Annotated in this window: 23 protein-coding genes; 8 read left to right on the top strand and 15 right to left on the bottom strand. The window is 35.1% G+C overall.

Features of this window, described 5'->3' with window-relative positions:
• Nucleotides 1-95: 95 nt before the first annotated feature.
• The 3 genes from HHU12_RS03075 to HHU12_RS03065 form a co-directional block, all read right to left on the bottom strand.
• Nucleotides 96-908 carry a hypothetical protein gene (locus tag HHU12_RS03075; protein WP_205959762.1) on the bottom strand — a complete coding sequence of 271 codons (813 nt, stop codon included), beginning with the start codon at nt 906-908 and terminating at the stop codon, nt 96-98.
• Complete coding sequence (locus HHU12_RS03070) at nt 880-1,977, bottom strand: hypothetical protein (protein WP_169654893.1); 1,098 nt, start codon at nt 1,975-1,977, stop codon at nt 880-882. The genes HHU12_RS03075 and HHU12_RS03070 overlap by 29 nt, the downstream gene beginning before the upstream one ends.
• A gap of 113 nt (nt 1,978-2,090) precedes the next feature.
• Nucleotides 2,091-2,912 carry an alpha/beta fold hydrolase gene (locus HHU12_RS03065; RefSeq protein WP_169654891.1) on the bottom strand — a complete coding sequence of 274 codons (822 nt, stop codon included), beginning with the start codon at nt 2,910-2,912 and terminating at the stop codon, nt 2,091-2,093.
• Between the two features lie 278 nt (nt 2,913-3,190).
• On the opposite strand from HHU12_RS03065, the gene HHU12_RS03060 reads away from it, so the two are divergent.
• From HHU12_RS03060 to HHU12_RS03045, 4 genes are read left to right on the top strand one after another with little or no spacing between them, the layout of a single operon-like run.
• Entirely contained in the window at nt 3,191-4,036 is an 846-nt protein-coding gene (locus HHU12_RS03060) for a beta/alpha barrel domain-containing protein (RefSeq protein ID WP_169654889.1), read from the top strand.
• A gap of 3 nt (nt 4,037-4,039) precedes the next feature.
• Nucleotides 4,040-4,747, top strand: coding sequence for a 2-phosphosulfolactate phosphatase (locus HHU12_RS03055; RefSeq protein ID WP_169654887.1), 708 nt, complete (start codon nt 4,040-4,042; stop codon nt 4,745-4,747).
• 11 nt (nt 4,748-4,758) lie between these two features.
• On the top strand, nt 4,759-5,226 hold the full coding sequence (gene smpB / locus HHU12_RS03050; RefSeq protein WP_169654885.1) for an SsrA-binding protein SmpB: 468 nt from the start codon (nt 4,759-4,761) through the stop codon (nt 5,224-5,226).
• Between the two features lie 4 nt (nt 5,227-5,230).
• Nucleotides 5,231-6,055 (top strand): aminotransferase class IV, encoded by an 825-nt coding sequence (locus HHU12_RS03045; protein ID WP_169654883.1) that lies wholly within the window; start codon nt 5,231-5,233, stop codon nt 6,053-6,055.
• A gap of 72 nt (nt 6,056-6,127) precedes the next feature.
• On the opposite strand, the gene hisC is transcribed toward HHU12_RS03045, so the two are convergent.
• On the bottom strand, nt 6,128-7,192 hold the full coding sequence (gene hisC / locus HHU12_RS03040) for a histidinol-phosphate transaminase (RefSeq protein WP_169654881.1): 1,065 nt from the start codon (nt 7,190-7,192) through the stop codon (nt 6,128-6,130).
• Between the two features lie 13 nt (nt 7,193-7,205).
• On the bottom strand, nt 7,206-8,192 hold the full coding sequence (locus tag HHU12_RS03035; RefSeq protein ID WP_169654879.1) for a Kelch repeat-containing protein: 987 nt from the start codon (nt 8,190-8,192) through the stop codon (nt 7,206-7,208).
• Nucleotides 8,193-8,303: 111 nt separating this feature from the next.
• Here HHU12_RS03035 and HHU12_RS03030 point away from each other — a divergent pair, with 111 nt between their 5' ends.
• Nucleotides 8,304-9,086 (top strand): TIGR01458 family HAD-type hydrolase, encoded by a 783-nt coding sequence (locus HHU12_RS03030; protein WP_169654877.1) that lies wholly within the window; start codon nt 8,304-8,306, stop codon nt 9,084-9,086.
• Here HHU12_RS03030 and HHU12_RS03025 read toward each other — a convergent pair.
• The 8 genes from HHU12_RS03025 to HHU12_RS02990 form a co-directional block, all read right to left on the bottom strand.
• Nucleotides 9,081-9,557: a SixA phosphatase family protein gene (locus tag HHU12_RS03025; protein ID WP_169654875.1), complete on the bottom strand. Its 477-nt coding sequence runs from the start codon at nt 9,555-9,557 to the stop codon at nt 9,081-9,083. The genes HHU12_RS03030 and HHU12_RS03025 overlap by 6 nt on opposite strands.
• A gap of 777 nt (nt 9,558-10,334) precedes the next feature.
• Nucleotides 10,335-13,133, bottom strand: a complete 2,799-nt coding sequence (locus HHU12_RS03020; RefSeq protein ID WP_240970833.1) for a phosphoenolpyruvate carboxylase — start codon at nt 13,131-13,133, stop codon at nt 10,335-10,337.
• Nucleotides 13,134-13,362: 229 nt separating this feature from the next.
• The gene (locus HHU12_RS03015; RefSeq protein ID WP_169654873.1) at nt 13,363-14,703 is read right to left on the bottom strand and encodes an NAD(P)/FAD-dependent oxidoreductase; all 1,341 of its coding nucleotides are present in this window, start codon (nt 14,701-14,703) and stop codon (nt 13,363-13,365) included.
• 224 nt (nt 14,704-14,927) lie between these two features.
• On the bottom strand, nt 14,928-15,254 hold the full coding sequence (locus HHU12_RS03010) for a HepT-like ribonuclease domain-containing protein (protein ID WP_169654871.1): 327 nt from the start codon (nt 15,252-15,254) through the stop codon (nt 14,928-14,930).
• Complete coding sequence (locus HHU12_RS03005) at nt 15,244-15,552, bottom strand: nucleotidyltransferase family protein (RefSeq protein ID WP_169654869.1); 309 nt, start codon at nt 15,550-15,552, stop codon at nt 15,244-15,246. The genes HHU12_RS03010 and HHU12_RS03005 overlap by 11 nt, the downstream gene beginning before the upstream one ends.
• 102 nt (nt 15,553-15,654) lie before the next feature.
• Nucleotides 15,655-16,707: a pseudouridine synthase gene (locus tag HHU12_RS03000; protein ID WP_169654867.1), complete on the bottom strand. Its 1,053-nt coding sequence runs from the start codon at nt 16,705-16,707 to the stop codon at nt 15,655-15,657.
• A gap of 183 nt (nt 16,708-16,890) precedes the next feature.
• Nucleotides 16,891-17,235 carry an Hpt domain-containing protein gene (locus tag HHU12_RS02995; RefSeq protein ID WP_169654865.1) on the bottom strand — a complete coding sequence of 115 codons (345 nt, stop codon included), beginning with the start codon at nt 17,233-17,235 and terminating at the stop codon, nt 16,891-16,893.
• A gap of 49 nt (nt 17,236-17,284) precedes the next feature.
• Nucleotides 17,285-18,088 (bottom strand): queuosine precursor transporter, encoded by an 804-nt coding sequence (locus HHU12_RS02990; RefSeq protein ID WP_205959761.1) that lies wholly within the window; start codon nt 18,086-18,088, stop codon nt 17,285-17,287.
• Nucleotides 18,089-18,248: 160 nt separating this feature from the next.
• On the opposite strand from HHU12_RS02990, the gene HHU12_RS02985 reads away from it, so the two are divergent.
• The 3 genes from HHU12_RS02985 (at nt 18,249) to HHU12_RS02975 (ending at nt 22,436) form a co-directional block, all read left to right on the top strand.
• Nucleotides 18,249-19,313, top strand: coding sequence for an aminotransferase class V-fold PLP-dependent enzyme (locus tag HHU12_RS02985; RefSeq protein ID WP_169654863.1), 1,065 nt, complete (start codon nt 18,249-18,251; stop codon nt 19,311-19,313).
• Between the two features lie 227 nt (nt 19,314-19,540).
• Nucleotides 19,541-20,368 carry an energy transducer TonB gene (locus HHU12_RS02980; protein WP_169654861.1) on the top strand — a complete coding sequence of 276 codons (828 nt, stop codon included), beginning with the start codon at nt 19,541-19,543 and terminating at the stop codon, nt 20,366-20,368.
• Between the two features lie 205 nt (nt 20,369-20,573).
• Complete coding sequence (locus tag HHU12_RS02975; protein ID WP_169654859.1) at nt 20,574-22,436, top strand: M23 family metallopeptidase; 1,863 nt, start codon at nt 20,574-20,576, stop codon at nt 22,434-22,436.
• Nucleotides 22,437-22,443: 7 nt separating this feature from the next.
• Here the strand turns inward: HHU12_RS02975 and HHU12_RS02970 are convergent, their stop codons facing one another.
• A complete protein-coding gene (locus tag HHU12_RS02970) occupies nt 22,444-23,082 on the bottom strand; it encodes a YrhK family protein (RefSeq protein ID WP_169654857.1) in 639 nt (212 codons plus the stop codon).
• A 33-nt stretch (nt 23,083-23,115) separates the two neighbouring features.
• On the bottom strand, nt 23,116-24,495 hold the full coding sequence (locus tag HHU12_RS02965) for a glutamate decarboxylase (RefSeq protein WP_169654855.1): 1,380 nt from the start codon (nt 24,493-24,495) through the stop codon (nt 23,116-23,118).
• Nucleotides 24,496-24,532 lie beyond the last annotated feature (37 nt).

The following is a 24,532-nucleotide window of genomic DNA, read 5'->3' as shown; positions in this document are numbered from 1 at the left end:
CTATGACCATTTTTCACTATATCGTTGCCTTCACAGTGAGGACAACGTATTTCTTTGTAATGTCTCATATACATATAACAAAGAATCAACCTAAATCATCCATTACCCAAAATATTATCCTCTTGGATATATTCAAAACACTCTTCACAATAAAAGTTTTTCAATATTGGATGATCTAATAATTGAAAAGTTATTCCACTGTTTAGACCATAATATGAATTAAATAGCTGGCAAAACCTCCTTCGGTTCATCCCAATTGCTTTTTTCATCAAAGCTTTATAAGACGCTTTTTCAACTTCATCATCGTTTACAATTGTCAAATTGATATAATAAAAAAGTAAATCTTCAGAAGTATCTGATGTAAAAATGCCATCATATAAAATTTCTGTTGCCCAAGTCACAAGTGAATAGTTTACAAAATGTTGCGCTAGCCTTACCTTATCGTCTTGATTGAATTCTAGATTTTTGTAGTAGGAATAAATTTTATGGTTGTAATTATCAGACTTTACGAAGTCTGCCTTTTGATAAGCAATAATACTCAAAATAAGCCACCTATTTAAAATTAATTTATCTACCAGTGATTTATTAAAACGTTTCGATCTTAACAAAGAAATATTCTTTTCAACTTCTTTGATTTGAGCTTCATTCCATTCAAATGTGATACATTTTGTCAACAATGCACTCAAATTATAAATTAAGGTCGGATTAGATGGAGCAACTTGCAACATCTCTCTGTAAGTTGCCAACACTTGATCTTTATATTTAAAAGTTGAAATATCATCATACATTACTAAAAAGTTCTGATGGAGCATCATATACTTTTTCTTTTTAGGTAGTTGTATTTTTTCATTTAAACTATCCAAGGAATAAACTCCATTCTTAACTTTGCAATAAATAAGCTTCCTCATAATCATCTTTAGATACTAAATCACCAAATAATTCATAGGATTCTGATTCTTCCAACAACTCATAAGTCACTAACTTTTCCAATCGTACTTTGATAGTAGCTATTCTCTGTTGTGATAATAAGTGTTCAAACTTATCTGTATTTTTATTTACTTCCTTTCTTATTTCATTTTCTCCCTTTTGAAGCAAATACTCATATTCTGTACCTTTTATATCTTCAAAAAACTTATTCCAATTTTCTCCTGTTTCTATTATTGACTTTACCCCATCTGTCATAAAAGGAGATAGTTCATTGACAATTTGCTGTGATCTTAAATAAGATAGGTTTGCGTTCTGTTCTGGGTCTCCATCAATTGAAGAATAGGCTTTTATATAAAAAGAGGTAATACGATAATCACTTAAATGTAAATAGTCATACAATTTCTTAAACTCAAGAGAATCAAATTGTGTCTTATTTTTCTCAAAGTGTAATTTATATTCTATTTCTTCATTATTAATAGATTGATGTAAAATACTATTACTTTTCTTTTGCGGTGGTGAAAAATATACCAATGGTAAATCATAATAAGGTAGTTGTTCGGTATCGATATTATAAGAAGTTCTATAATAGTGATCCTCTCCTCCTCTTACTATAAAATAGTTTAATTCTATGTCTTTCAAATTGTATTTTTGAGGTAGTTTCCCTAACGGGATAACAGCATAATTATCACTATTATTTTTCCTTCTCTTCTTTATTAATTCATCTCGATAAACTTTCTTAAGAAGTTGACCTCTATAATCTTCATTGTATTTAACTACCTCAAAATTTTCACAGGAATATTGTTTCTTCTGGATTAAATCTATGCTAATTCCATCATCTTTATACTTGAAAAAATCATCAAAAGCATCATAAGGAAATACATACAATATTATTTCGTCTGTTAGCTCATTTACTTTTAGATAAGTTCTTACTCTATGGTCTTTAGTCTTATTAAATTGCTTAAATTCTATGATCGATTTGTTGTATTTTTTTTGAGAAAAAACAGTGTTAGATACAAGGAATAAGGCAATAATTAGTAATGTATATTTCATGTCAACAATAGTTTACTAGATTGAGGTTCTAGTAAACTACACATTGACAAATCTGAAAGCAAAATGACTAACGAGTTATTAAAACTCTTTAACCTTGTTAATATTCATTTTAACTAATCTTGTTTTTCTAATTCTGGCAACAAGTGATTTTCTAAATGATAGAGTAAATCGCCATTGACGGTTTCGGCATGAGTCATGATTGTTCCATGGGCTCCACCTTCTACTTTGATAAAACCTACAGCATTTGGAAGGTTGTTATATAAATATTCGCCCATCTCAAAAGCTACTCCAAAATCCTGATCGCCATGAATGATTAGAGAAGGACATTTTATTTCTGGGAGAAAAGGTAAAATATCATCTCTATCGATTAAGTTATTCATAGCATGAAAAATCTCATTGGCAGTTCTTCCTTGCCATGAAGGAGTCCATTTATCCCAATGACATTCATTCCCTTCTTTAGGACCGATTATACCTGTCATTAAGTTTTCTTGTAATTGAGGAACCAAACCATATTCTGCCCATGTATCTCTTACTTCGCGGTAACCTGCTTTTACTTCATCAGCATCAACATGTGCTGAGGTACTTATCAGAATTAATCCCTGCACTCTAGAAGGGAATCGAAGAGCAACTCTCAATGCGGCATATCCTCCTTGCGACATACCTGCTAAAATCACTTTCTCAATGCCTAAGTGATCCAAAAGTGCCATACAATCACTGACCGTATCATACAAAGTGAAAGGTTCACCATCCCATTTTGTCTTGCCAAAAGTTCTAGCATCAAAGGTGATAACACGATAAGAAGAGAAGAATTCTACTTGTGAAGCAAACATTTCTGAGCTCATCAGAAAGCCATGCATAAATAATAATACGGGAGCATTTTTGTCTCCGTGATCCTCATAATACAACTGTTGGTTGTTTACATTAATGTAAGCCATAGTCTGTTTAATTGGTTGAAATTTTAAATGAACAGTAGTTCTTGAACTTTATTTAATCCTACAATATACTAAAATAAGAACAATTAAAAAAGCTTAACACTCTCATTTACAGATTAATACATAGCTCAAACGTAAATTACAAGTAACTTATTTACAATGGATTAACTTCTTATTTTATTATTTCTGAACTGGAAATTTACAGCTTATACATTTTTTCATTAAGTTCAATATCAAATTCAATTACACCAATAATACCAACACAGATAAACACTACTAACATGGTAAAAATTATAGAATGTCCAAGAGATGCGATGCAAGGTCTCTCTAACTTCATTCCTACTGCTACAAAAATTGAGTATTTAAATTTATTGCTTCAAGTGGGGTTTGATACACTTGACTTTGGAAGCTTTGTTTCGCCTAAAGCAATTCCTCAGATGAAAGACACAAAAGAGGTTTTGGCTGAATTAGAAAAAACGGATACAAAACTGCTTTCAATAGTGGTCAATGAAAGAGGTGCTAGTGATGCCCTGCACTATCCTGAAATTAATTTCTTAGGTTTTCCACTCTCTGTTTCAGAAACTTTCCAGCAACGAAATACTAAAAAATCCATTGCGGAAGCAAAAGTAGAATTACATAAAATCAATACATTAGCTCAAGGTAATCATAAAGAAACTGTCGCTTATTTATCCATGGCTTTTGGCAATCCGTATGAGGAAGAATTCTCTACTTCAAAAGTATTAGAAATGGCTCATGAACTCTCTGAAATGGGAATTGGAATCATTTCACTCTCTGATACAATTGGTACTGCAAATGCAAAAGATATTCAAGATTTATTTGAAAATGCCTCAAAATTGTTGCCCAATACAGAATTGGGTGTACATTTGCACTGTAATCCTTTTAAGGCAACTGAACTAGCAAGCGCAGCGATTAATGCAGGTTGTAGAAGAATAGATACAGCCCTTGGCGGACTTGGAGGATGTCCTATGGCTAAAGACAGTCTTACTGGAAACTTAGCCACCGAATCACTCATTGAGGCACTCCAAGATCAACCTTCATTAATGCCCGCCTTAAACTTAGGTATTTTAGAAAAGGCGTCAGAATTTAGACAGCATAATATAGGTTAGAAAATGATAAATATAGAGACTTGTCTCACCCCGGAGATTTTATCCTTACATCAACTCGAAGGAAAAATTGCCGTTGTTACAGATGTTTTGAGAGCAACTTCATGTATGGTTGCAGGTTTAAATGCAGGCGTGAAAAGTGTAATTCCTGTTATGACAGTAGAGGAAGCACTTGATTATTCAAAAAAAGGCTATATTACGGCTGGAGAAAGAGGTGGAGTGAAAGTGAAAGAGTTTACGATCGGCAACTCTCCTCAAGAACATATGCAGGAAGAATACCACGGTAAAGACATCTGCATGACCACTACAAACGGTACTGTGGCGATTACAGAAGCGAAGAAAAGAGCAGATCAAATCGTTATCGGTGCGTTATTAAATGTAACGGTAGTAGCTGAATTTTTAAAATCAGCTCAAAAAGATGTAGTGATCATCTGTGCAGGGTGGAAAGGCAATCCAAGTCTTGAAGATACATTATTTGCAGGTGCTTTGATTGACAGATTGCAAGAAGAATGCAATCTTACGGATGATGCTTCATTTATGGCATTGACACAATACAAAGCGTGTAAGGATAATTTAGTAGAAAGTATTCAATTCAATGCTTCTCATGCTAAACGATTAAGTGGTCTTAAGGCCAAGTCTGACCTTGCCTTTTGTGCTCAGGAGGATTATTGTGATGCACTTCCTATTCTTAGGAATGGGGAAATAACAATTTAAAAATCAGCATTATGGGAGGAAAGAAATTAGAAATAAAACAAAAAGTAAAAATCAAGAACCGAAAGGCTTCTCATGAGTATGAGTTTGTAGAAAAACTTGTAGCAGGAATTTCTTTGAAAGGTTCTGAAATAAAATCTATTCGTATGCAGAAAGTAAGTTTACAAGATGCTTTCTGCTTGTTTATTGGAGATGAACTTATTGTAAGAAGCATGCACATTGCTCCTTATGAAATGGGTGGCTACAATAATCACGAAGCAAAAGCAGACCGTAAACTCCTTTTGACAAGAAGAGAGTTAGATAAATTAGATAAAAAAGCGAAAGAGACAGGGTTTACAATTATCCCTACTCAACTTTTTATCAATGACAGAGGTCTGGCTAAACTTGAAATTGCACTGGCTAGAGGTAAAAAGCTTTATGACAAGCGTAATGATCTGAAAGAGAAAGATCAGAAAAGAGAGTTATCTAGAATGAAATACTAACTTTATGAGTTACGTCTTATTTAACAACGAAATCGAAAAAGCATCCAAAACGGGAGTATCTTATTCTGACAGAGGTTTTCAATACGGCGATGGCCTTTTTGAAACAATGATCTCACAGAATGGCACAATCCGCTTTTTGGATGATCATATTGATAGAATAAAACGTGGTTTAAAAGAACTGCAGATCAACTTCCCTTCCGAATTTCAAGATAAAGACTTTATTTATGATGCGTATAAAACCTTGAAAAAGAAGAATGAAATTGAAGGTGATTGTAGAATAAAATTGATGATTTGGCGAAAGGAAGGCGGGCTTTATACTCCTAACAACTCCAACTATTATACACTCCTATCTATACAACCTTTTGTAAAGGCAGATAGCAAAAAGTGTTTAACTGTGGATTATGCTGAATCGATAAAAGTACCTCTTACCCCGGTTTCTTTCTGTAAATCGTTGTCTTCTATGACCTACACTTTTGCAGGAATAGAAAAAAAGACAAGGGAACTTGATGACCTGATTCTGATCAATTATGACGGTTATTTGGCAGAAACAATCTCTGGTAATTTATTTTGGATCAAAGACAAAGTAATTTACACTCCTAAAGTGGCGGTAGGTTGTGTTTCGGGTATTGCCAGGAAAAATATCGTGGCCCACCTAGAGCAAAAAGGATATAAGGTCAGAAAAGTTTTTGCTAGAAAAGCTGAGTTACTTGAGGCAGATACCGTGATGACCACCAATGTAACGGGTGTGACAATGATCAAAGAAATTGGAGAAAAGCAATACAAAGTAGTGGATGCTTGGAAGAAGGTTTTCGAGCAAGCTTACGAATAAGGCTTTCAAATAAAAAATCCCTCCTAACTGATATTAAAATCAACTAGGAGGGATTTTTTTTATATCAAACAATTAGCCCAAACGACTAAATTCCTCAAGAAATCTGTTATTCTCTTCTTCAGTCCCGATCGAGATTCTTAACCCTTGATCACATAAAAGTACTTTAGAACGGTTTCTGATTACAATACCTTTTTCCACCAATTCATCATACATTTTATCTGCTTCTTCCACTTGGATCAAGATAAAATTCGCATCAGAAGGGTATCTATTTTTCACAAAAGGCATTTTATCCAATGCTTCTTCTAACCTCGTTCTTTCTTTCAAAAGCTTATCTACCATATCTTCCACTTTCTCCACATTATCCAAAGCTTCTAATGCTTTTTCCTGTGTCAGTTGATTGATATTGTAAGGAGGTTTGATGGTATTAAATACTTTAATAATCTCTGGTGAGGCGAACATCATTCCCAAACGAAGCCCGGCCATTCCCCATGCTTTTGAAAAAGTTTGTAATACAATCAGGTTATTATATTCAGATAATTTTGAGATAAATGATGGCTGTGAAGAGAAATCAATATACGCTTCATCTACAATCACCAATCCTTCAAAACCTGATAATAACTGCTCAATTTTTTCACTACTGACAGCTCCTCCAGTTGGATTATTTGGAGAACACACAAAAATGATTTTTGTATTTTCATCCACTTTACCCAAAATACCCTCTACATCTAAATCCAAATCAGCCGTTAAAGCAACTTCTCTTACTTCTACATTATTAAGGTCTGCACTTACTTTGTACATACCGTATGTAGGTGGTAAAATGATCACATTGTCTTTCTGAGGCTCTACAAATGCTCTGAACAACAAATCAATTGGTTCATCACTTCCATTGCCTAAGAAAATATGGTCTGCAGGAATATTTTTTATTGGAGATAACTTTGCTTTAACTGCCCTTTGATAAGGATCAGGGTACCTGTTATAAGGCTCTCCTGTAGCTGTTCCAAAAGGATTTTCATTTGCATCAAGAAATATATTTTCCTTTGACACATCTTCAAACTCATCTCTTGCTGATGAGTAAGGCGTCATTGATCGGATGTGATCACGTAACAACGACTGTATATCTATGTTAGTTTTGTTCATGGTACAGATAAACTTATTGTAATATTTTTTGAATGTCCAAAGTATAAACTGTTGAAGAATAAACCTCTTTGCCTACACTATTGGTTTTCACACCGCCAAAAATAATCAATTTCTCTTCAGAAACTGTCATTCCGTTACCTACTAATTTACCAACATTGGTATGATAACGTTTTAAAGTCCCTTTATCTGTGTTATATATGAATAGTTGTTCGTTACTAAAAATAATGATATTGCTACCGTAATTGGTAATTGTAGCATCTACAATTGGTTCGGCTAGTTTCCCTACTTTCACCCAACGGTCCACTTTGATGTTATACATGTAGATTTCATCAATAGGAGCTTCATTTCTACCGCCAAATACATACAGCTTACCGTGAACAATAGTACCGTAAGTGATCATTTGCTTTGGCATTGATGCCAGCTGTTTCCATTCTTTCTTTTTTGAGTCAAATGAAAATAAGGTATTAGAATAGGTTTCATCATCAATTCGACCACCAAATAAGAAAACTTTTCCTTTCCACTCCGCTATTGATGATTTATGAATGGCCTGAGGGTTTAACGATACATTCGTAAGTTCAGGCACTCTATTATTAAAAGCCACCTCCCTAACGTTGACATCTATACTTGCCATTGGGTCATCTTCCTTTCCTTTTGTACCGTTAAAAAGGAACATGCTTCCACTAGAAATTGTGGTATTGATTAGTTTTTCACCTTTGATATTAATGGGTGTAACTTCATTCCAAGTATCATTTTTAGGGGAATAAGACAGAATTGTATTATAATGCTCTTCCGCTTTATTCATCCCTCCTACTACAAAAGTGGTTTTACTTGTATTGCAGTACCCCATATATGCCCTAGATGATGGCATAGGGGTTCCTCTTGAGAAACGCAGAGTTGCATTCTCAAATTCTTTCGAGATATTAGCTGATACACAAGATTGCATTATTACACTAATCACCAAAAGACAGTATCTGTATATTGAAGAAGATAACAGCTTCATATAGTTTTCAATTATTAATACAAAAGTACAACATAGGTAAGTAGTATCATTGTTTGAATTTACCGTTTGATGTTATGTTTAGTTAAAATTAGAAAAATACAACTTATATCCATGGATTTAAAACATATTAACGGTATCCTCTGTGATTTAGACGGGGTACTCTACAATGATGGAGTACTGATTGAAGGCGTTGTGGATACCATTAAAGCACTAAAACAAAAAGGTTACCCTTTCTTATTTGTTACTAACACATCCGGTATCACATCCCACGAACTGTTTCACAAATTAGAAAAAATGGGAATTCCACTTCAGGAAGATGAGGTGTTGAGCCCTCCTTTGGCTACTAGAGATTACCTTGTAAAACATAATTTCAAAAATGCACAGGTACTTGCAAGTTCTTCTATCAAGGAAATGATCTATGAAAAGATAGAGCAGAATATTGAAAATCCTGAAGCAATTGTAGTCGGTGACATCGGCAAAAACTGGGATTATGAACTCATGAATGAGCTTTTCTTAAAAGTGATGAACGGTAGTAAGGTTATCGGTTTACATCATGGTAGATTCTGGAAAGCAAGCGAAGGACTCCGCATTGATATTGGTGCTTTTATCAAAGGATTAGAATTTGCTACTTCCACTACTTCTGTATGTATTGGCAAGCCCGATAAATCTTTTTACGAATCAGCCATTCAGAAAATAGGACTAAATGCGAGTGAACTGCTTATGATTGGCGATGATATCATTGGAGATATTCAAGGAGCCAAAGAAGCACAGTTAACTGCTATTCAAGTTAAAACTGGAAAATACAGAAAAGAATTAACAGAAAAAGCCATCGTACAACCTGATATAATTGTGGATGACTTTAATATTTTAAATACGTTATTAGAAGAGTTATAACCTCGTCAATAGCGTTCCTGTGGCTTGTGAGACTAACTCCCATGAGTCCAAATCAAAAGTAATAACCACAGCATCTGCAGGTGATAAGTTTCCTATAACATCACCTGTAAGATATTCTGCTAGAAAACTAATGGCAGGATTGTGCCCTACAATCGCCAAGCTATCTCCTTGATCTGCTCTCTGATTAATAAAATCAAGTAATCTTCCTACGTTTGCTTCATAAAATGATGGTTCCACAAAAATCGCTTCCTGTGGCATATCTAATTGCTCAAGGATCAATTGTGTTGTGGTAGTGGTTCTGACTGCATCAGAATAAAACATAATTTCAGGCTGGAAATTGCCAGAGGCTATTTTTTTACCAAGATGTACAGCCTGTGTAAAGCCTGCTTGTGTTAGCTCTCTTCGCCTGTCATCTACACCGAAGTAAGCACTCTCAGCTTCTGCGTGTCTTATAAGAAGTAATGTTTTCATCAGGTTAAAAATAGATGTATAAAAAAGTTCTTAGAAGTAGTTTGAAAGTTATAAATACATTATAAAAAAGTTTTCTTCATCAATCAATTGTTATTCTTGTATGCTTTCAAGGTAGACCTTTCAAACGTCCTTCTTCTTCATTTTTGTCTTGAAACAAAAACGAAGCAAAAAATTCAAGGCTTAGAAGTCAAAAGCTAAATTCCATTCCTTTCACCTAAATGATTTTAAACTCGCTCTGCTCAAACAAAAAAATCATTTTAAACGGCTCAATACATGAAATTCTTAACGCTTTTCCCTTCAAGGCCAATGGAAGCACTACCAAACTAATTTGATAGAAAACTCACTGACGTAAATATTAGATTATAGCGTCATTCATCCCCACAAAATCAACAGAAATTTCTTGATTTCTGATAAACAAAAATATTCGAAAATTCAGTTTACAATGTATTAAGTCAAGGTAGACCTTTTACTCTTCAGAAATTGTCAAGAGTATGTTTGGAATATATATTTTAGAAGTAAAAATTTTCCATTTTAGGTTGTAAGGAAATTAATTTCTGAGAAAATAGTGGTTCTATTGTTGATGAAATTAATAAACTCACGTCCTGAAAGGGTGAATTTTTACTAAAAGAAATGTTTCAAACATACTCTAATAAAATGTAGTCATAATCCTTTGGTTTTCATAGAATAAGTCAATTTATTTTGAAATATTTTTTGTAGATACAAAAAAAACGACTCCCTTTTCAGAGAATCGTTTTTTGTTGCTAAACAAGCTAAGTATCAACCAGTAGCTCTCAATGCTGATGCAATCGCGTTGATTGAAGTCAATAATTGGAACAATACTGCCTCCACATCTTCTGGGTTGGCTTTCTCGTCCGCCTTCATCTTACGCCATTTCTTCAACAAGCTAATTTGAGTTTTATGAAGCGGGTTTAATGCTTCAGCTCTGATAAAGCTTGAGTAGTAATGATTACTTCTTCTTTCTGCAAATGATTCTTTCAATAAGCTATCCATCATTTTTCTAGTTCTTGTCAACTCTTCAAGAAGCATAGTTAAGATAGAATCTTTTACGTCTTTATCTGATACCATTGCAGCGTAATCCTTCATGATAGTTTCATCAGTAGCTTCTAATGAAGTATCAACGTTAGTGAATACGTATCTGATCAATGGGTCTGTTTTGATCAATTCTTTCAACTTAGCAAAGTCTTCAGGTCTTTCTTTAGATAATTTCTCTAAAGTATAACCTACACCGTACCAAGAAGTCATATTGAAACGAGCTTGGCTCCATGAGAATACCCAAGGAATAGCTCTAAGATCGGCTAATGTTCTTCTACCCGTTCTACGTGCTGGACGTGAACCAATTCTTGATGACTCAATCGCATCAATTGGAGTCGCCTCACCATAGAATTTGATAAACTTAGGATCTTCTAATAAGTTCACATAGAAGTTTCTACTTTCTGATGCCATCCATGAGATCACACCTTCAAGCTCGTGCTTCGCTTTCTTACCCAAGTTATCTTTTACAGTATTACCTACTGAACCTGCTAATAACAATTCCATGTTGTAGCTAGCATTCATTTTGTTGGCATACTTTTGCTCAATTGTTTCACCTTGCTCAGTTAAACGGAAGTTACCGTTTACACCACCGTGAGGTAACGCTTGGATAAACCACTGAGTAGGACCCGCACCACGAGAAATAGTACCACCCTTACCGTGGAAGAAGTTGATAGCAATACCTCTGTGCTCACCCACTTCGTATAAGCTAGTTTCAGCATGGTGTAATGCCCACTGTGAAGCAAGGATACCACCATCTTTGTTACTATCAGAGTAACCTACCATTACCATCTGCGTTAATTTCTTATCTCCGCTTTGACGTTTTTGGTATTCTAAGCTACGACGAGTGATAGGGTGATCCAAGAAGCTTTGCATTACTTGAGGAGAGATTTCTAAATCCTCGATAGTCTCAAATAATGGCACTACAGGAAGTTTACAAACTAAACCTTCTGGAGTTTGCTCCATCAAACCTGCCTCTCTTGCAAGTAAGTAAACTGCGATCAAGTCAGATACTGAACGAGTCATTGAGATAATGAATGCTCCGATACCTGCTGTACCATAGTTTTTCACGTGCTCCGCTACTACTCTGTACACAGAAATTACTGCGTTTGCCTCATTTGGCAATTGAGTAGATGGGTGAGTGAATGGTCTGTTTGAAAGCAATTCGTTGTTCATAAACGCTACTCTCTTCTCTTCTGACCAAGTTAAGAAGCTATCTCCGTCTAAAGAAGCTGCGTTTAAGATTTGAGAAATTGCCTTGTCGTGGAATGCACTGTTTTGACGGATGTCAAGACGAGCTAAGTGGAATCCGAATGTATCTAATACTCTGATCGCATCATTTACATAAGAATAAGCCAATCTTGTAGCACCGTACTCTACTAAAGTTGATTGAAGTAATTCCAAATCAGCTTTAAGTTCAGTAGCCATTCTATATTTACCTTCGCCCTCCTGTAATTCTACAGCGTGCTCTCTTTTTACGTCTACTGGTAATTTTGCTAAACATAAGTTCACAAACTGTCTGAATGCTTCACCTACGTTTCTAGCGATAGCTTGATCGCCATCTTCACCTAGTTCTTTTTGTAACTCAGCGATACGAGCTTGCAATGCTGCTGGAGCATCCTCAATATCACAAGATACTGAAAGCTTTTTCACTAAGTTGAATAACGAACGTCTAATTAATACAAAAGCATTTAAACGTAAAACGCTTAATGTTTCTTCAGTTACTTCATGAGTTACTAATGGGTGTCCGTCACGGTCACCACCAACCCAGTTACCGAAAGATACTCTTGGACGGCTTCCGATGTTTCTGATAAGGTCTTTATCAAAACCAACTTCACCCCAAGCTTGTTGGAAACGTTGATCTAAGATAGGTAATACCTCAGGGAAAACGTTTGTAAGGTAGTGAACAGCGTTTCTTCTTTCAGAAGCTACATCTGGCTTCTCAACGAAGATCTCACCTGTTCTCCATAATGTATCTAATATTAATTTAATTTGAGCGTTGATAGAGCGTTGCTCAATGCCAGTGTACATTGTGTTCTCTCTTTGAACTAACAATAAGTACAATGTTCTATGGTGCTCTAAAACTGTTGATCTTTTTGCCTCAGTTGGGTGAGCTGTTAATACAGGCTCAACCATTACTTGTGGTAAAAGCTCAGCAATTTGCTCTTGTGTATAACCTTGGTTTTTTAAGTCTTTTAATCTTTCACCCCATAAGCCCTTTACACTTGCAAGACCGAAATCATTTTCTTTCTTACGTCTTGCTTGCACTGCTCCGTTTACTTCCACCATATTCAATAATTGGAATACGATAGAGTAAAGCTGCATATGCTTCTCGTCTATTTTTTTAAGGGATGAAGTACCTTCGTTAATCCACGGAATTGCGTTTGCTAGTTCTGTTTCGCCATTCTCGATTAATACCTCTTTTAAACACTGAAGTAAAAACTCTAGATCTTCGTAGGGTTTACCCAGATGCTTTTTGACAACTTCTAGTGCGCTCAGTGGCGTTACTACTGTTTCTTTAGACATTCTGCGATTATATTAATTATGAGATAATTTGTTTCTTTACACAATACGCAAGCAAAGCTACGTTTGATTGCAAATTAAGTAAATAAGTTTGAGATTTATAATAAATTTTTAAATCTTATCTTTCTTTATGGTACAAATATCTTAATTCTTAACCATAGTTAAGGTGATCTAAATTACCTATCTTATTATAAAATAATGATCATTAGCAATGCATTAACTGACATCTGTATTAAATCACAACACCTGCTTTGCCCTGATCTCTCATCTGTTTTCGTTCTTCTTTACTGAATCTATTTGTTATCAATCGGTTAGACCTATCATAATTCAAGTAATTCCAGAACCAGTTGATAAATACAATAGATTTGTTCCTCATACCAAGCAAAGACATAATATGGACAAACATCCATATAAACCATGCAAAAGGACCTGAACTTTTAAAATTTCCTACCTCAACTACAGCCTTATTCTTACCAATTGTGGCCATACTTCCTTTGTCATTATAGACAAAAGCCTTTTTCTCCTTCCCTGCTGCTTCGTTCTTAAAGTTCTTCGCCAATTGAGTAGCCTGCTGCATTGCTCCTGGTGCTACCATAGGATGTCCATTAGGATATTCCTCTGTTTTCATACATGCAACATCACCTACTGCATATACATTTTCCTGCCCCAGCACTTTACTATATTCATCCACTAAAATTCGATTTCCTCTCTCCGTAATTAAAGAGGCATCTAGTCCTTTTGGTGAATTTCCTTCTACACCCGCTGACCAAATTAAATTTCTTGAGTAGATCACACCATCTTGATCACCTTTTTTAGTCGTTGCTACTTCCCCATCATAACTTGTTACAAAAGTATTTTGATGTAAAATAACACCCAATTTCTTAAGGTACTTCTGAGAACTCTGAGATGACTTTGGTGATAAAGCATTCAATACTCTATCTCCTGCATCTACCAAGTGCACTTCCATTCTTCGCACATCCAATTCAGGATAATCAACAGGAAGCACATATTTTTTCAATTCTGAAATCGCTCCTGCCAACTCTACCCCTGTAGGTCCACCACCAACAATCACAAAGTTCATTAATGCAGAACGTTCTTGAAGGTCTTTTGTTTGAAGTGCTTGCTCAAAGTTTTGTAATAAAAGGCTTCTTAACTGTAGTGATTGCACCACTGTCTTCAAAGGCATACAGTGATATTTGATTTTTTCGTCTCCAAAGAAATTTGTTCTAGATCCTGAAGCAATCACAAGGTGGTCATATTTTAATTCGCCAATATCAGTGAGTACTCTACTGCCTTCAATATCTACTTTTTGTACAACTGCTAATCGGAAATAAAAATTAGAAAAGCCGTGAAAAAGTTTTCGAATTGGAAATGAAATGGAATCAGGTTCTAAACCTGCGGTAGCTACTTGATACAATAATGGTTGAAAAGTATGATAGTTATTCCTGTCTAATAAGACTACTTGGAAGTCTGTCTTTTTTAGGTTTCTCACGAATTCTAATCCTCCAAAACCTCCTCCGACAATTACTATTCTTGGTACTCCTAAGTCGGGTACATCAATGACTTTGTCCATATAACAGTGAATTTTTTGATTGTGGTAAGCGAGAGATAATCATAAAAAAAAGATAAGATCTGAGATAATTCCGAATACCACGTTTGTATAGTTTATTAATGAATATAAAAATACATCTTTTCAATGCTAAAAGTCCATTATAACAGTAGATTTTTCAATAGAGAAGCCTGATTAGTGGAATATTTGTAAATAGAAGAGGGAAGGTTGTTGTTTTTAGTAATAGTCTAGTCATTTAGCATTGACTCTACCTCCATTTTAAGTTTCGGCAAATGATTAGTAACAATTCCCCAAATCACAACATCATCAACCTTATCATATCCATGAATTACCCAATTCCTAGTATCCACAATTTGTCGTGCATTCTCAATTTTTATATCCTTATCCAATTTGAGTATTCTATTTGTTGCTTCACCGATTATTTCAATTTCTCTTTCAACCCCTCTTCTTAACAATTTGTTTTGCAAGTAAAATTTAAAATCACGCTTTTCACCTAAATACTCATAAATTGAAACTTTTATATCATATAGATATTTCTTTACCTCACGCTTCATAAATCAACTCTTTTGATTCATTAATACTCTCAATAAAATAAGGATTCGACAATGTCCTTTCTGTAACTAAGTCAATTTTTCGGTTAAATAAATCCTGCAGTTTATAATGTAATTTAAAGTAGTTATCTGTATACTCTTCAATACTTAGCTTATCCACAAACGAAATTAAAAAGTCAATATCGCTTTCTGCAGTAAAGTCATTTGAAACTACTGAACCAAATGCGTAAAGTCTTTTTACTCCCAAATTTGAGCAAATCGACTGTAAGTCACTTATTTTATTTTTTAAAATCTTTTGCATGATAAATATTATAGATTCATTCTCAATTTACAAAAAATCCTGATTTCGAACATCATTTCTAATATTCAAAATCAGGATCTATAATATGAGATATAAAATTACCTATCTTCTCTTTTTACCTTTATCTTTTGCCGGCTTCTTTTTCTTTTTATCCAAACCAGAAAGGTATTTCAATGAAATCATTTCTTGCTCTGATAAGTATCTCCACTTTCCTCTAGGAAGGTCTTTTTTTGTTAAACCAGCAAGCACTGTTCTGTCCAAGACTTCAACTGTATAACCGAAGTGTTCGAAAATTCTTCTTACAATTCTGTTTTTACCTGAGTGAAGCTCGATACCAATTTCTCTGCGGTCGTCTTCGTTGACTGACAAACCATCGATGTAAGGAGAACCGTCTTCTAATTCAAATTTACGATCACGCAATGCCATTTCATCTTCCTCTTTTAAAGGTTGATCCAACTCAACGCGGTAAATTTTCTGTGTGTTACTTGAAGGGTGAGCTACTTTTGTTGCAAATTCTCCATCATTGGTAAATAACAACAAGCCGGTAGTGTTTCTGTCCAAACGACCTACAGGATAGATGCGTTCTTCACAAGCATTTTGCACCAACTGCATTACCGTTTTTCTTTCCAACGGATCTTTTGTGGTAGTAATAAAACCTCTTGGCTTATTCAAAAGAACATAAACATATTGTTCTTTCTTCAAAAGTTTTCCGTCATATTCTACTCTGTCATTAGGCTGTACCTTGTAGCCCATTTCTGTCACTACTTCGCCATTGATTTTTACAAGACCCTCAGCAATCAGCTTGTCCGCTTCCCTTCTTGAACAAACTCCTGCATTAGAAATATATTTATTTAATCGTACCTCGTTGGTTTTCTTTGGTTTAATTTCTTCACTTTCCTCCTTCACTTTTTTAGCCACAGAAATCACTTTTTTTACATCATAAACAGGCTTTTTGATTTGCTTATCAGATGACCCGTATACCGTTTCTCTGATTTTCTGATCTTTTTTAGCTTTAAGCTTTTCTTCTAGCTTTTTGCCTGGTTTTCTTCTTGGAGCTGGTTTTTCAGAGAATGTCTCTCTTTTTGGTTTTTCCTTGATGAACTTTTTGAAAGGACTCAAGTTTGATTTTCCTGAATTAGGAGTACGCTTTTTCATCTAAATAAATTAGAAATTCAACATGCTGCCAACACGGCAGTAAAACACTCTATGAAATTCATAGATTTTGAATAGTATCTCACAAAAACAAAAGGGTGTTCCCGTCCAAGTACTTATTCAAAGCACAAAGTTCGTGAACTTTAGGGTATTCTTTAAATAATTATTGAAAACAATCTCTAAATTTTAAGATAATTCTTCAATTTTCTTATGAATATTGACAAGTACAGCTTCAGAAAGCATTGTGAGCTGTTTCAATTTTTCTTCCAGCTCTGTTTTTTCATGATTAAGAGCGTCTTCCATGAAGATCAATAGCTCCTCTAATTCTTGATGTCCAAGGTAAGCGGTACTTGATTTTAGCTTATGCGCCTTTTTCCCAAATTCAAGGATGGCATTATTGTTTAATAAAGCCGTCATTTCTGAAGGGTACTCTTTCAAATTTTTTTCGATGACTAAAAGAATAGAAAATAAAAATTCCTCATCACCATCGGCGATGTCATAAAGTCCATCAAAATCTACATCTGTTAGCATGATAATATTAAGGGTATTCTAAGTAATAAAAATCTATTTCAATCTGATTTTAGAACAAACTTGTCTTGGATGCTCTATCCGTCACAAACTCTGAGTAATCTTTACCAAGATATGCATCTATAATATAATGTGCAACATATAATAAAGGAGTCATCAATACAGCAATTCCAAATTTATAAATATAATTGATAATCCCAACTGCGACTACTTGCTCGAAAGACCAGTTTCCAAATATATAGAAAGCCACTCCCAGTACTACAAAACTATCTACTAATTGAGAAAATAATGTAGAACCAGTTGCTCGCAACCATATTTGTTTACTTCCTGTAAATCTTCTCAGCCATTGAAAAGTATAAGCATCTAAGAACTGACCTATTAAAAAGGCAGTTAATGAACCTATAATGATACCCAAACCTTGAGTGAAGATTTTATCAAATGCTTCTTCTATATTAAAGGGGTTTCCCTGACTGTCTACATTATTAAGATCCAGCCAGAATTGTGCAGGAGGCAAATCAGTAATCATTAGAATCACAAAAAAGACATAAGAGATCAGCGCCGCAGTGATAAATGATATTTTCTTTACTCCATCTTTGCCGTAATACTCATTAATGATATCAGTAGTAATAAAAACTACGGGCCAAATCACTACACCGGCCGTTAGATTGAAATCCAACACAAAAGATTCCAGTACTTCCAATTGCAAAGGTGCCACTCCTAGAAAAGCTTCCAATGAAAAAATCTTTGGCCCTACCATTTCGGCCACTATAGCGTTTGTAATAAAAATTGCACACAGACCCACATATAACATCTGGTATTTTTTCTCTTGTGATTTTGTGTGTTTTGTCTGGTTCATCTCTGAGTATTGCACTTCCATAGCGAAATTAAAGCGTTGTTTGTAGATTACTATTGTGATTTAAATTACAGATTTCTTATGCTCAATTGCAAATCACTTTGAATGTATATTCTTTTTGAACTGTTATCTTTGCGACTTGTTTTAATTTAAAAGAAAAAGAATGATTTCATTTTATCCAGGACCTAGTAAAATAGAACCTCTTGTAAAAGACTTTATGCAGGAAGCAATAGAAAGTCAACTCATAGAGTATAACCATAGAAGTCCACAATTTATGGAGATGATGAAATCGTGTGTGGAGGCTGTAAAATACAAACTGAATATTCCTAAAAACTACACAGTACTTTTTGCTTCCAGTGCTACAGAATGCTGGGAAATCAGCAGTCAGTCTTTTGATGCCAATTTTATACATATATATAATGGTGCATTTGGTAAAAAATGGGCTCACTATAATGAGCAAACCAACAAGTCTGTAACACACTATGCTTATTCTCCTCAAAAAAGAATAAGCATCAACAAAATAAAAGTGGACAAGGGGCAGAAAAATATCTTCTGCCTGACCAATTGTGAAACCTCTAACACTACAAAAGTACATTCGAAAACGATACAGAAGCTGAGAAGCAGATTCCCTAAGTCATTGATTTTTGTAGATGCTACTAGTGCTATGTCTGGCGTGAATATCAATTGGCTTTCGGCTGACTTTTGGTATGCTTCTGTTCAGAAATGTTTCGGGCTTCCTGCAGGACTGTCTGTCATGGTTTGTTCTCCAAGAGCAATTAAAGAAATAAAGCAGGAAGACTTTCATTATAATTCCCTTCACTCTATCTATAATAATAGCCTGAAACTTCAAACGACACATACGCCAAACATATTGAATATTTATCTTTTGAAAAGAGTGATGGAAAACCGTCCCGTTATATCAAAAGTACATGATCACTTACGAAAAAGAGGAAACCACCTGAAAAAGGAATTAATAAAACTCGGCTTCACACCTCTAATTGATAATACTCAACTGCAATCCGAAACGGTGATTGGTGTAAAATGTGATCCTGAAGAATTGGAACAGATCAAAAAAGAGGCATTAGAAAAAGGCATTTTACTTGGCAACGGTTATGGACCATGGAAAAACAATTCCTTTAGAATTGCCAATTTTCCTGCACATACAGATGATGATTTTGAGCATCTCATTTCCTTTCTAAAATCATTTAAAAAGGGCATGAAATCTTAAAATTTAGTCAATAACTTACAACACACTGTTAAAACAGTTAAATTTACCCATAATAAGATTTCACATAATTATTTTGTGACATATTCTGTTTTGCGCTCCAAAACACGTATAAACAAATTTTAACCGTCTTTTACAGTTTCTTTTTGTAAATAACGGAATCTAGTCGTAATTTCGGGCGCTGAATAAAATATGATTTGGATTATTCGCAGCATTAAATTCGTATTCAGATGGTAGATATCTTAGGATCTTTAGGCGCGACATGGACAGCTGTCTTATTCGTAGTCTTTTTCCTAGCATTAATTCAGATTTTCCGTTTTGTGATCAACAAAACAGGGTCTGATATTTTGTCAGGAAAGAAATCAGGACAAGAAGGAAGTATTCTTGTAAAAAAGTATAACGATGTAGACGTTTCAAAATATTCTGCATTATTCGGTTTAATTGGTCTTTCATTATCACTTCTTTTTGTATTAGTGGCATTGGAATTCCCTTCGTATGAAGATCAAACATTAATGGACTTAGGTTCAATTGATTTTGCTGAAGAAGAAATGATCGATGTACCTGTTACTCAACAACAACCACCTCCACCACCAAAAGTTACTGCTCCAGTAATCGTTGAGGTGCCGGATGAAGAGGAAATCGAGGACGAAATCGAAATCGAAATCCCAGAAGAATTTGACGAAGAAACTGTTATTGAAGAAGCTCCTGAAGTAGAAGAAGAGGAAGTGGAAGAAGCAGTTGAAGAAATCTTCGAAATCGTAGAGGACCCAGCAGGTTTCCCTGGCGGTATGGGCAAATTCTACAAGTGGGTAGGTAAAAACATGAAATACCCTTCGCAAGCTAAGCGTATGGGTGTGGAAGGTAAAGTATACATTCAGTTCGTCGTTGACAAAGACGGTACTTTAACGGACATCAAAGTAGTTCGTGGTATTGGTGCTGGTTGTGACGAAGAAGCTGTTCGCGTATTGAAGAAAGCTCCTAAATGGAAGCCTGGTAAGCAACGTGGACGTGCAGTAAAACAAAGAATGGTATTACCAATTTCATTCAAATTAGGTTAATCCAACCCTTTGATTTTAAAAGACCGATGTTATATTTACTGTAGCATCGGTCTTTTTTTTATATAAGTACAAATTCAAAATTAACTATAATTTATTTTTGACTTTGTACTCAGCATGTTTTTTAAAAGGCAAAGGCAAGTTGATTTCCCCTTCCGTTTTAAGCTCTTATCACATGCTGACCTCCTAATTTTTTATCAAACTTCTCATGAGACAATTACAATTGTTCTTCTTTTTTATGAGCATTTCACTGCTCACTTCTGCTCAAGATTCATCCATCACTCCAGATTACCTATTTCCTATCGAGCCAGGTAAACAAAACTACTTTGCTGGATCAATGGGAGAATTGAGAACAACCCACTTTCATGGAGGTTTGGATATTAAAACTAGAGGTGTAGAAGGATTACCTGTTTATGCGGCTGAAGACGGGTATATTATCAGAATGCGTGTTTCACCTTTCGGGTACGGAAGAGGATTGTATATGATGCACCCTAATGGACATTGGACTGTATATGGTCATTTACAGCGCTTTGCTCCTGAGCTAGAAGAGTATATTGTCAAAAAGCAGTATGAAAAAGAGTCGTTTGAGATCAATTTAGAAAATCTCCCTTCTAACTTATTTGTTATTAAAAAAGGTGATATCATTGGGTATTCAGGAAACACTGGTTCTTCTGCAGGTCCACACCTTCATTTTGAAATCAGAGACCAAGAAGAAAGACCACTAAACCCCGTTGATTTTGGTTTCAGTGAAGTAATGGACAATATTCCGCCAACTGTAAGAAGTGTTCGATTAAGACCTCTTGAAATTTACAGCAGAGTAGAAGGTGAATTTTCTACAGCTTTAAAAACTGTCACTGGTAAACCGGGTTATTATCAAGCTTCTTCTTTTAATGCGTTGGGGAAAGTAGGTATTGAGATTGATACTTATGATAGGGCCGATGGCACTTACAATAAATATGGCATCAATAAAATTCAAGTCTACGAAAACGACAAAATGATCTATGAGCACATCATCAATAGAATTCCTTTTGATGAAAGTGCCAATATCAATACGTTCACCGATTATAAAGCATTTTTAGATACTAAAAGAAGGTATCAGCGTTTATATAAATTTGACAGTAATCACCTGCCTATTTACCCTGACAGCTCACTCACAGGGTTTATTGAAATCGACCCCAATGAAAGAAAAAATATAAGAATTGAACTTTGGGATAGTTTTGATAATCATACTGTCACCAAATTCAGTATCAGAGGCAATAACCCAGCACCTAGAGCAAGTAAGAAATTTGACTCTATCAGTATTGAAGAGAATATTATGAAAGTTGCACTCCCTGCTGAAAAGGGTAAACCATTACAGTTACATTTTCCGCTTTGGAATCAGAGTGTTCAGCCTGCTTATCATAAGGGAAACATCAACTACTACTTATGGGATTTAAGAGACGGCTTACCGTTTATGTGTTCTGTTGATTCAACCAAACTTGATACACATTTGAAATATCAGGTACCTCATAATACTTCCCTGAAATACTTTGGCAAAAATTTAAATATTGAATTTAGAGAACGTTCATTATTTGATACTCTTTACTTAACGGTTCAAGAGCAACAAAACCTCCTTAAAATCAATGACTATTACACTCCTCTCCATGCAAGTGCTTCTATTGAGTATGAAGTAAATGATTCTTCTCTTGTCAGCAAAAAGAACTTTGTATTTAGAATTGATCAGAAAGGGAAAACTCACTTTGTTGGTGGAAAATGGAAAGGCAACACCATCAGTTTTAGAACTTCAAAATTAGGTAAGTTCACATTAATGCCTGAAACTATTCCTCCGAAAATTATCCCATTAAAAAAATGGAAAAGCAATCAGTTAAGATTTAAAATTGAGGATGAAGATTCTGGAGTCGCAACTTATAAAGCCACTTTGAATGGTGAGTTTATATTATTAGAATACGACGCCAAGAAAGATTATATACAAACTCGTCTTTTAGATGACAAAAAAGCTCTTAAAGGGAAATTCCATATGGTCATTACTGATCATGCTGGCAATTCTTCCGTTTATTCTAAAACTTATTAAACCATGTTTATTTGGGCAATCTTGTTAGACCTATTAGTGCAGCCACAAAAAAACAGATCGCTCCCACACCTGTATTCACTAATGCAAACTGAATTACAGGTATTGGCAATGGATCTGGCAGGTACACCGAAGTGAGGGCTGAAATCATAAACGTGATACAACCTAACATGTTGATCCAAACACTCAGATTTTCTCTATCCTGCCAATTGATTCTAAACGAGATTTCTTTCAGGAGGTAAAATGCTGATATCAAGAATAAAATAGAGCCTAACATATTGGGTGTCCAAACCAATAAGTCTTCCTCTTCCCAATCTAATGTACGCGTTGCATCATAAGTATTGATATTAAACAGCAACGTACCAAGCCACTGTGTTAATCCTGCAATATAACCTCTGTTTTTGGGGCGAAAAGCGAATAATTTCCACTCTTGTCCTTCTTGATTTGTAGCATTGAGTAATTGGAAAAAAGCAGCAAATGTAAAGGGTATGGACCCTACAAAAAAGATGGTATTTAAAAGAAATTCATCAGGGTTTGGGAGTAGATAGGAGAAACTTGAATAGATAAAACAAGATGCTCCTATCATGAATAATATAGACGTACACAACACCATCCTTCTGGAGGTAAGTGGATGTATGTGTAAATGCATATGTGTGTATTTTTGAAATTAATAAACCATATTCTAATGCGAAAAACTTGAACCAGATGTTTTCATTTCTCTATCACCTCTTGCGATAAAGTGTTCTGCCGCTTTTTGTATATCACTGATCAGCATTGTGGCCATATCACTATTAAAGCCTTCACGTACTACAATTCTTAATACGGCAACATCTTCCGTATCAGCGGGCATTGTATACGCAGGCACTAGCCAGCCCCTTTCTCTCAACTTACTTGAAATATCATAGACTGAGAAGTTTAATCCTTCTTTCACGCTAAATGCAAAAACGGGAATTGTACTCCCATCACTCAACAATTCAAAATAACCTAGTTTCTCTACTGCCTCAGAAATTTTCATAGCAATAAACTGAAGGTCTTTCATTATCTGACGGTACCCTTGTTTTCCTAATCGTATAAAATTATAATACTGGCCAATCACTTGATTCCCTGGACGTGAAAAATTGAGGGTAAAAGTTGGCATATCTCCACCTAAGTAATTCACATGAAAAACCAAATCAGAAGGAAGGTCTGATTCGTCTCTCCAAACCACCCAGCCAATTCCTGGATACACTAATCCGTATTTATGACCAGATACATTGATGGACTTTACTAAAGGCAATCGAAAATCCCATTTCAAACCAGGGTGAATAAAAGGTGCTACAAAACCTCCACTTGCCGCATCTACATGCAATGGCGTCTCCCAACCTGTCTTTGAATTATTTTCAACCATCGCATCATGGATTTCTTCAATAGGTTCAAACTCACCCGTGAAAGTGGTTCCTAAAATAGCCACTACTCCAATTGTATTCTCATCTACAGTATTAATCACTTCATCAGCAGTAATGACATATTTTCCTTTTTTCATGGGGATATACTTAGGCTCCACATCCCAATATCTACAGAACTTTTCCCACACCACCTGCACATTAGTCCCTAACACCAAATTAGGTTTATCGGTAGAAAGTCCGGCCTTCTCTCTTCTCTCCTTCCATTTCTTCTTAAAAGCCATTCCTGCAAGCATTACGGCCTCACTTGAACCAATGGCTGAGGATCCCACAGCATTACCATTTTCTGGAGCATGAAATAGTTTTGAGACAATATTGATACAACGCTCCTCAATTTCAGCAGTCTGAGGGTATTCATCCTTATCAATCATGTTTTTATCAAAGGTTTCTGCCATCAGTTTTTCTGCTTCAGGTTCCATCCATGTCGTCACAAAAGTGGCCATATTGAGCCTTGCGTTACCATCAAGCATCAATTCATTATGGATGATACTATACGCTTGGGAAGGCTCCATTTGCTCTTCTGGCAGAGAATATTTTGGAACTTGAACTTGATTTCTAATTGATTTTACTGCATTGTGAAGTGAATTCGGGTCATTATTTTTTTTGTTCTTTTTCAGCATTATGAAATGTGATTATAAAAGATGAAGAAATAGAGTA

This window comes from Flammeovirga aprica JL-4, assembly GCF_012844305.1.
In the GTDB taxonomy this organism is placed as follows: domain Bacteria; phylum Bacteroidota; class Bacteroidia; order Cytophagales; family Flammeovirgaceae; genus Flammeovirga; species Flammeovirga aprica.
The sequence above is the reverse complement of the archived record's forward strand: the minus strand, read 5'-3'. Positions and strand labels throughout refer to the sequence as shown.

Bases quoted from the DNA above. Each gene is read 5' to 3' on its own strand.
- HHU12_RS03070 (WP_169654893.1), bottom strand. From the start codon at position 1,977: ATGAAATATACATTACTAATTATTGCCTTATTCCTTGTATCTAACACT.
- HHU12_RS03065 (WP_169654891.1), bottom strand. From the start codon at position 2,912: ATGGCTTACATTAATGTAAACAACCAACAGTTGTATTATGAGGATCAC.
- HHU12_RS03075 (WP_205959762.1), bottom strand. From the start codon at position 908: ATGAGGAAGCTTATTTATTGCAAAGTTAAGAATGGAGTTTATTCCTTG.
- HHU12_RS02980 (WP_169654861.1), top strand. From the start codon at position 19,541: ATGGTAGATATCTTAGGATCTTTAGGCGCGACATGGACAGCTGTCTTA.
- HHU12_RS03010 (WP_169654871.1), bottom strand. From the start codon at position 15,254: ATGAAGCGTGAGGTAAAGAAATATCTATATGATATAAAAGTTTCAATT.
- HHU12_RS03060 (WP_169654889.1), top strand. From the start codon at position 3,191: ATGGTAAAAATTATAGAATGTCCAAGAGATGCGATGCAAGGTCTCTCT.
- HHU12_RS03020 (WP_240970833.1), bottom strand. From the start codon at position 13,133: ATGTCTAAAGAAACAGTAGTAACGCCACTGAGCGCACTAGAAGTTGTC.
- HHU12_RS02990 (WP_205959761.1), bottom strand. From the start codon at position 18,088: ATGAACCAGACAAAACACACAAAATCACAAGAGAAAAAATACCAGATG.
- HHU12_RS03035 (WP_169654879.1), bottom strand. From the start codon at position 8,192: ATGAAGCTGTTATCTTCTTCAATATACAGATACTGTCTTTTGGTGATT.
- HHU12_RS03045 (WP_169654883.1), top strand. From the start codon at position 5,231: ATGAGTTACGTCTTATTTAACAACGAAATCGAAAAAGCATCCAAAACG.
- HHU12_RS02975 (WP_169654859.1), top strand. From the start codon at position 20,574: ATGAGACAATTACAATTGTTCTTCTTTTTTATGAGCATTTCACTGCTC.
- smpB (WP_169654885.1), top strand. From the start codon at position 4,759: ATGGGAGGAAAGAAATTAGAAATAAAACAAAAAGTAAAAATCAAGAAC.
- HHU12_RS02995 (WP_169654865.1), bottom strand. From the start codon at position 17,235: ATGCTAACAGATGTAGATTTTGATGGACTTTATGACATCGCCGATGGT.
- HHU12_RS02965 (WP_169654855.1), bottom strand. From the start codon at position 24,495: ATGCTGAAAAAGAACAAAAAAAATAATGACCCGAATTCACTTCACAAT.
- HHU12_RS03005 (WP_169654869.1), bottom strand. From the start codon at position 15,552: ATGCAAAAGATTTTAAAAAATAAAATAAGTGACTTACAGTCGATTTGC.
- HHU12_RS03025 (WP_169654875.1), bottom strand. From the start codon at position 9,557: ATGAAAACATTACTTCTTATAAGACACGCAGAAGCTGAGAGTGCTTAC.
- HHU12_RS03030 (WP_169654877.1), top strand. From the start codon at position 8,304: ATGGATTTAAAACATATTAACGGTATCCTCTGTGATTTAGACGGGGTA.
- hisC (WP_169654881.1), bottom strand. From the start codon at position 7,192: ATGAACAAAACTAACATAGATATACAGTCGTTGTTACGTGATCACATC.
- HHU12_RS02985 (WP_169654863.1), top strand. From the start codon at position 18,249: ATGATTTCATTTTATCCAGGACCTAGTAAAATAGAACCTCTTGTAAAA.
- HHU12_RS03055 (WP_169654887.1), top strand. From the start codon at position 4,040: ATGATAAATATAGAGACTTGTCTCACCCCGGAGATTTTATCCTTACAT.
- HHU12_RS03000 (WP_169654867.1), bottom strand. From the start codon at position 16,707: ATGAAAAAGCGTACTCCTAATTCAGGAAAATCAAACTTGAGTCCTTTC.
- HHU12_RS03015 (WP_169654873.1), bottom strand. From the start codon at position 14,703: ATGGACAAAGTCATTGATGTACCCGACTTAGGAGTACCAAGAATAGTA.
- HHU12_RS02970 (WP_169654857.1), bottom strand. From the start codon at position 23,082: ATGCATTTACACATACATCCACTTACCTCCAGAAGGATGGTGTTGTGT.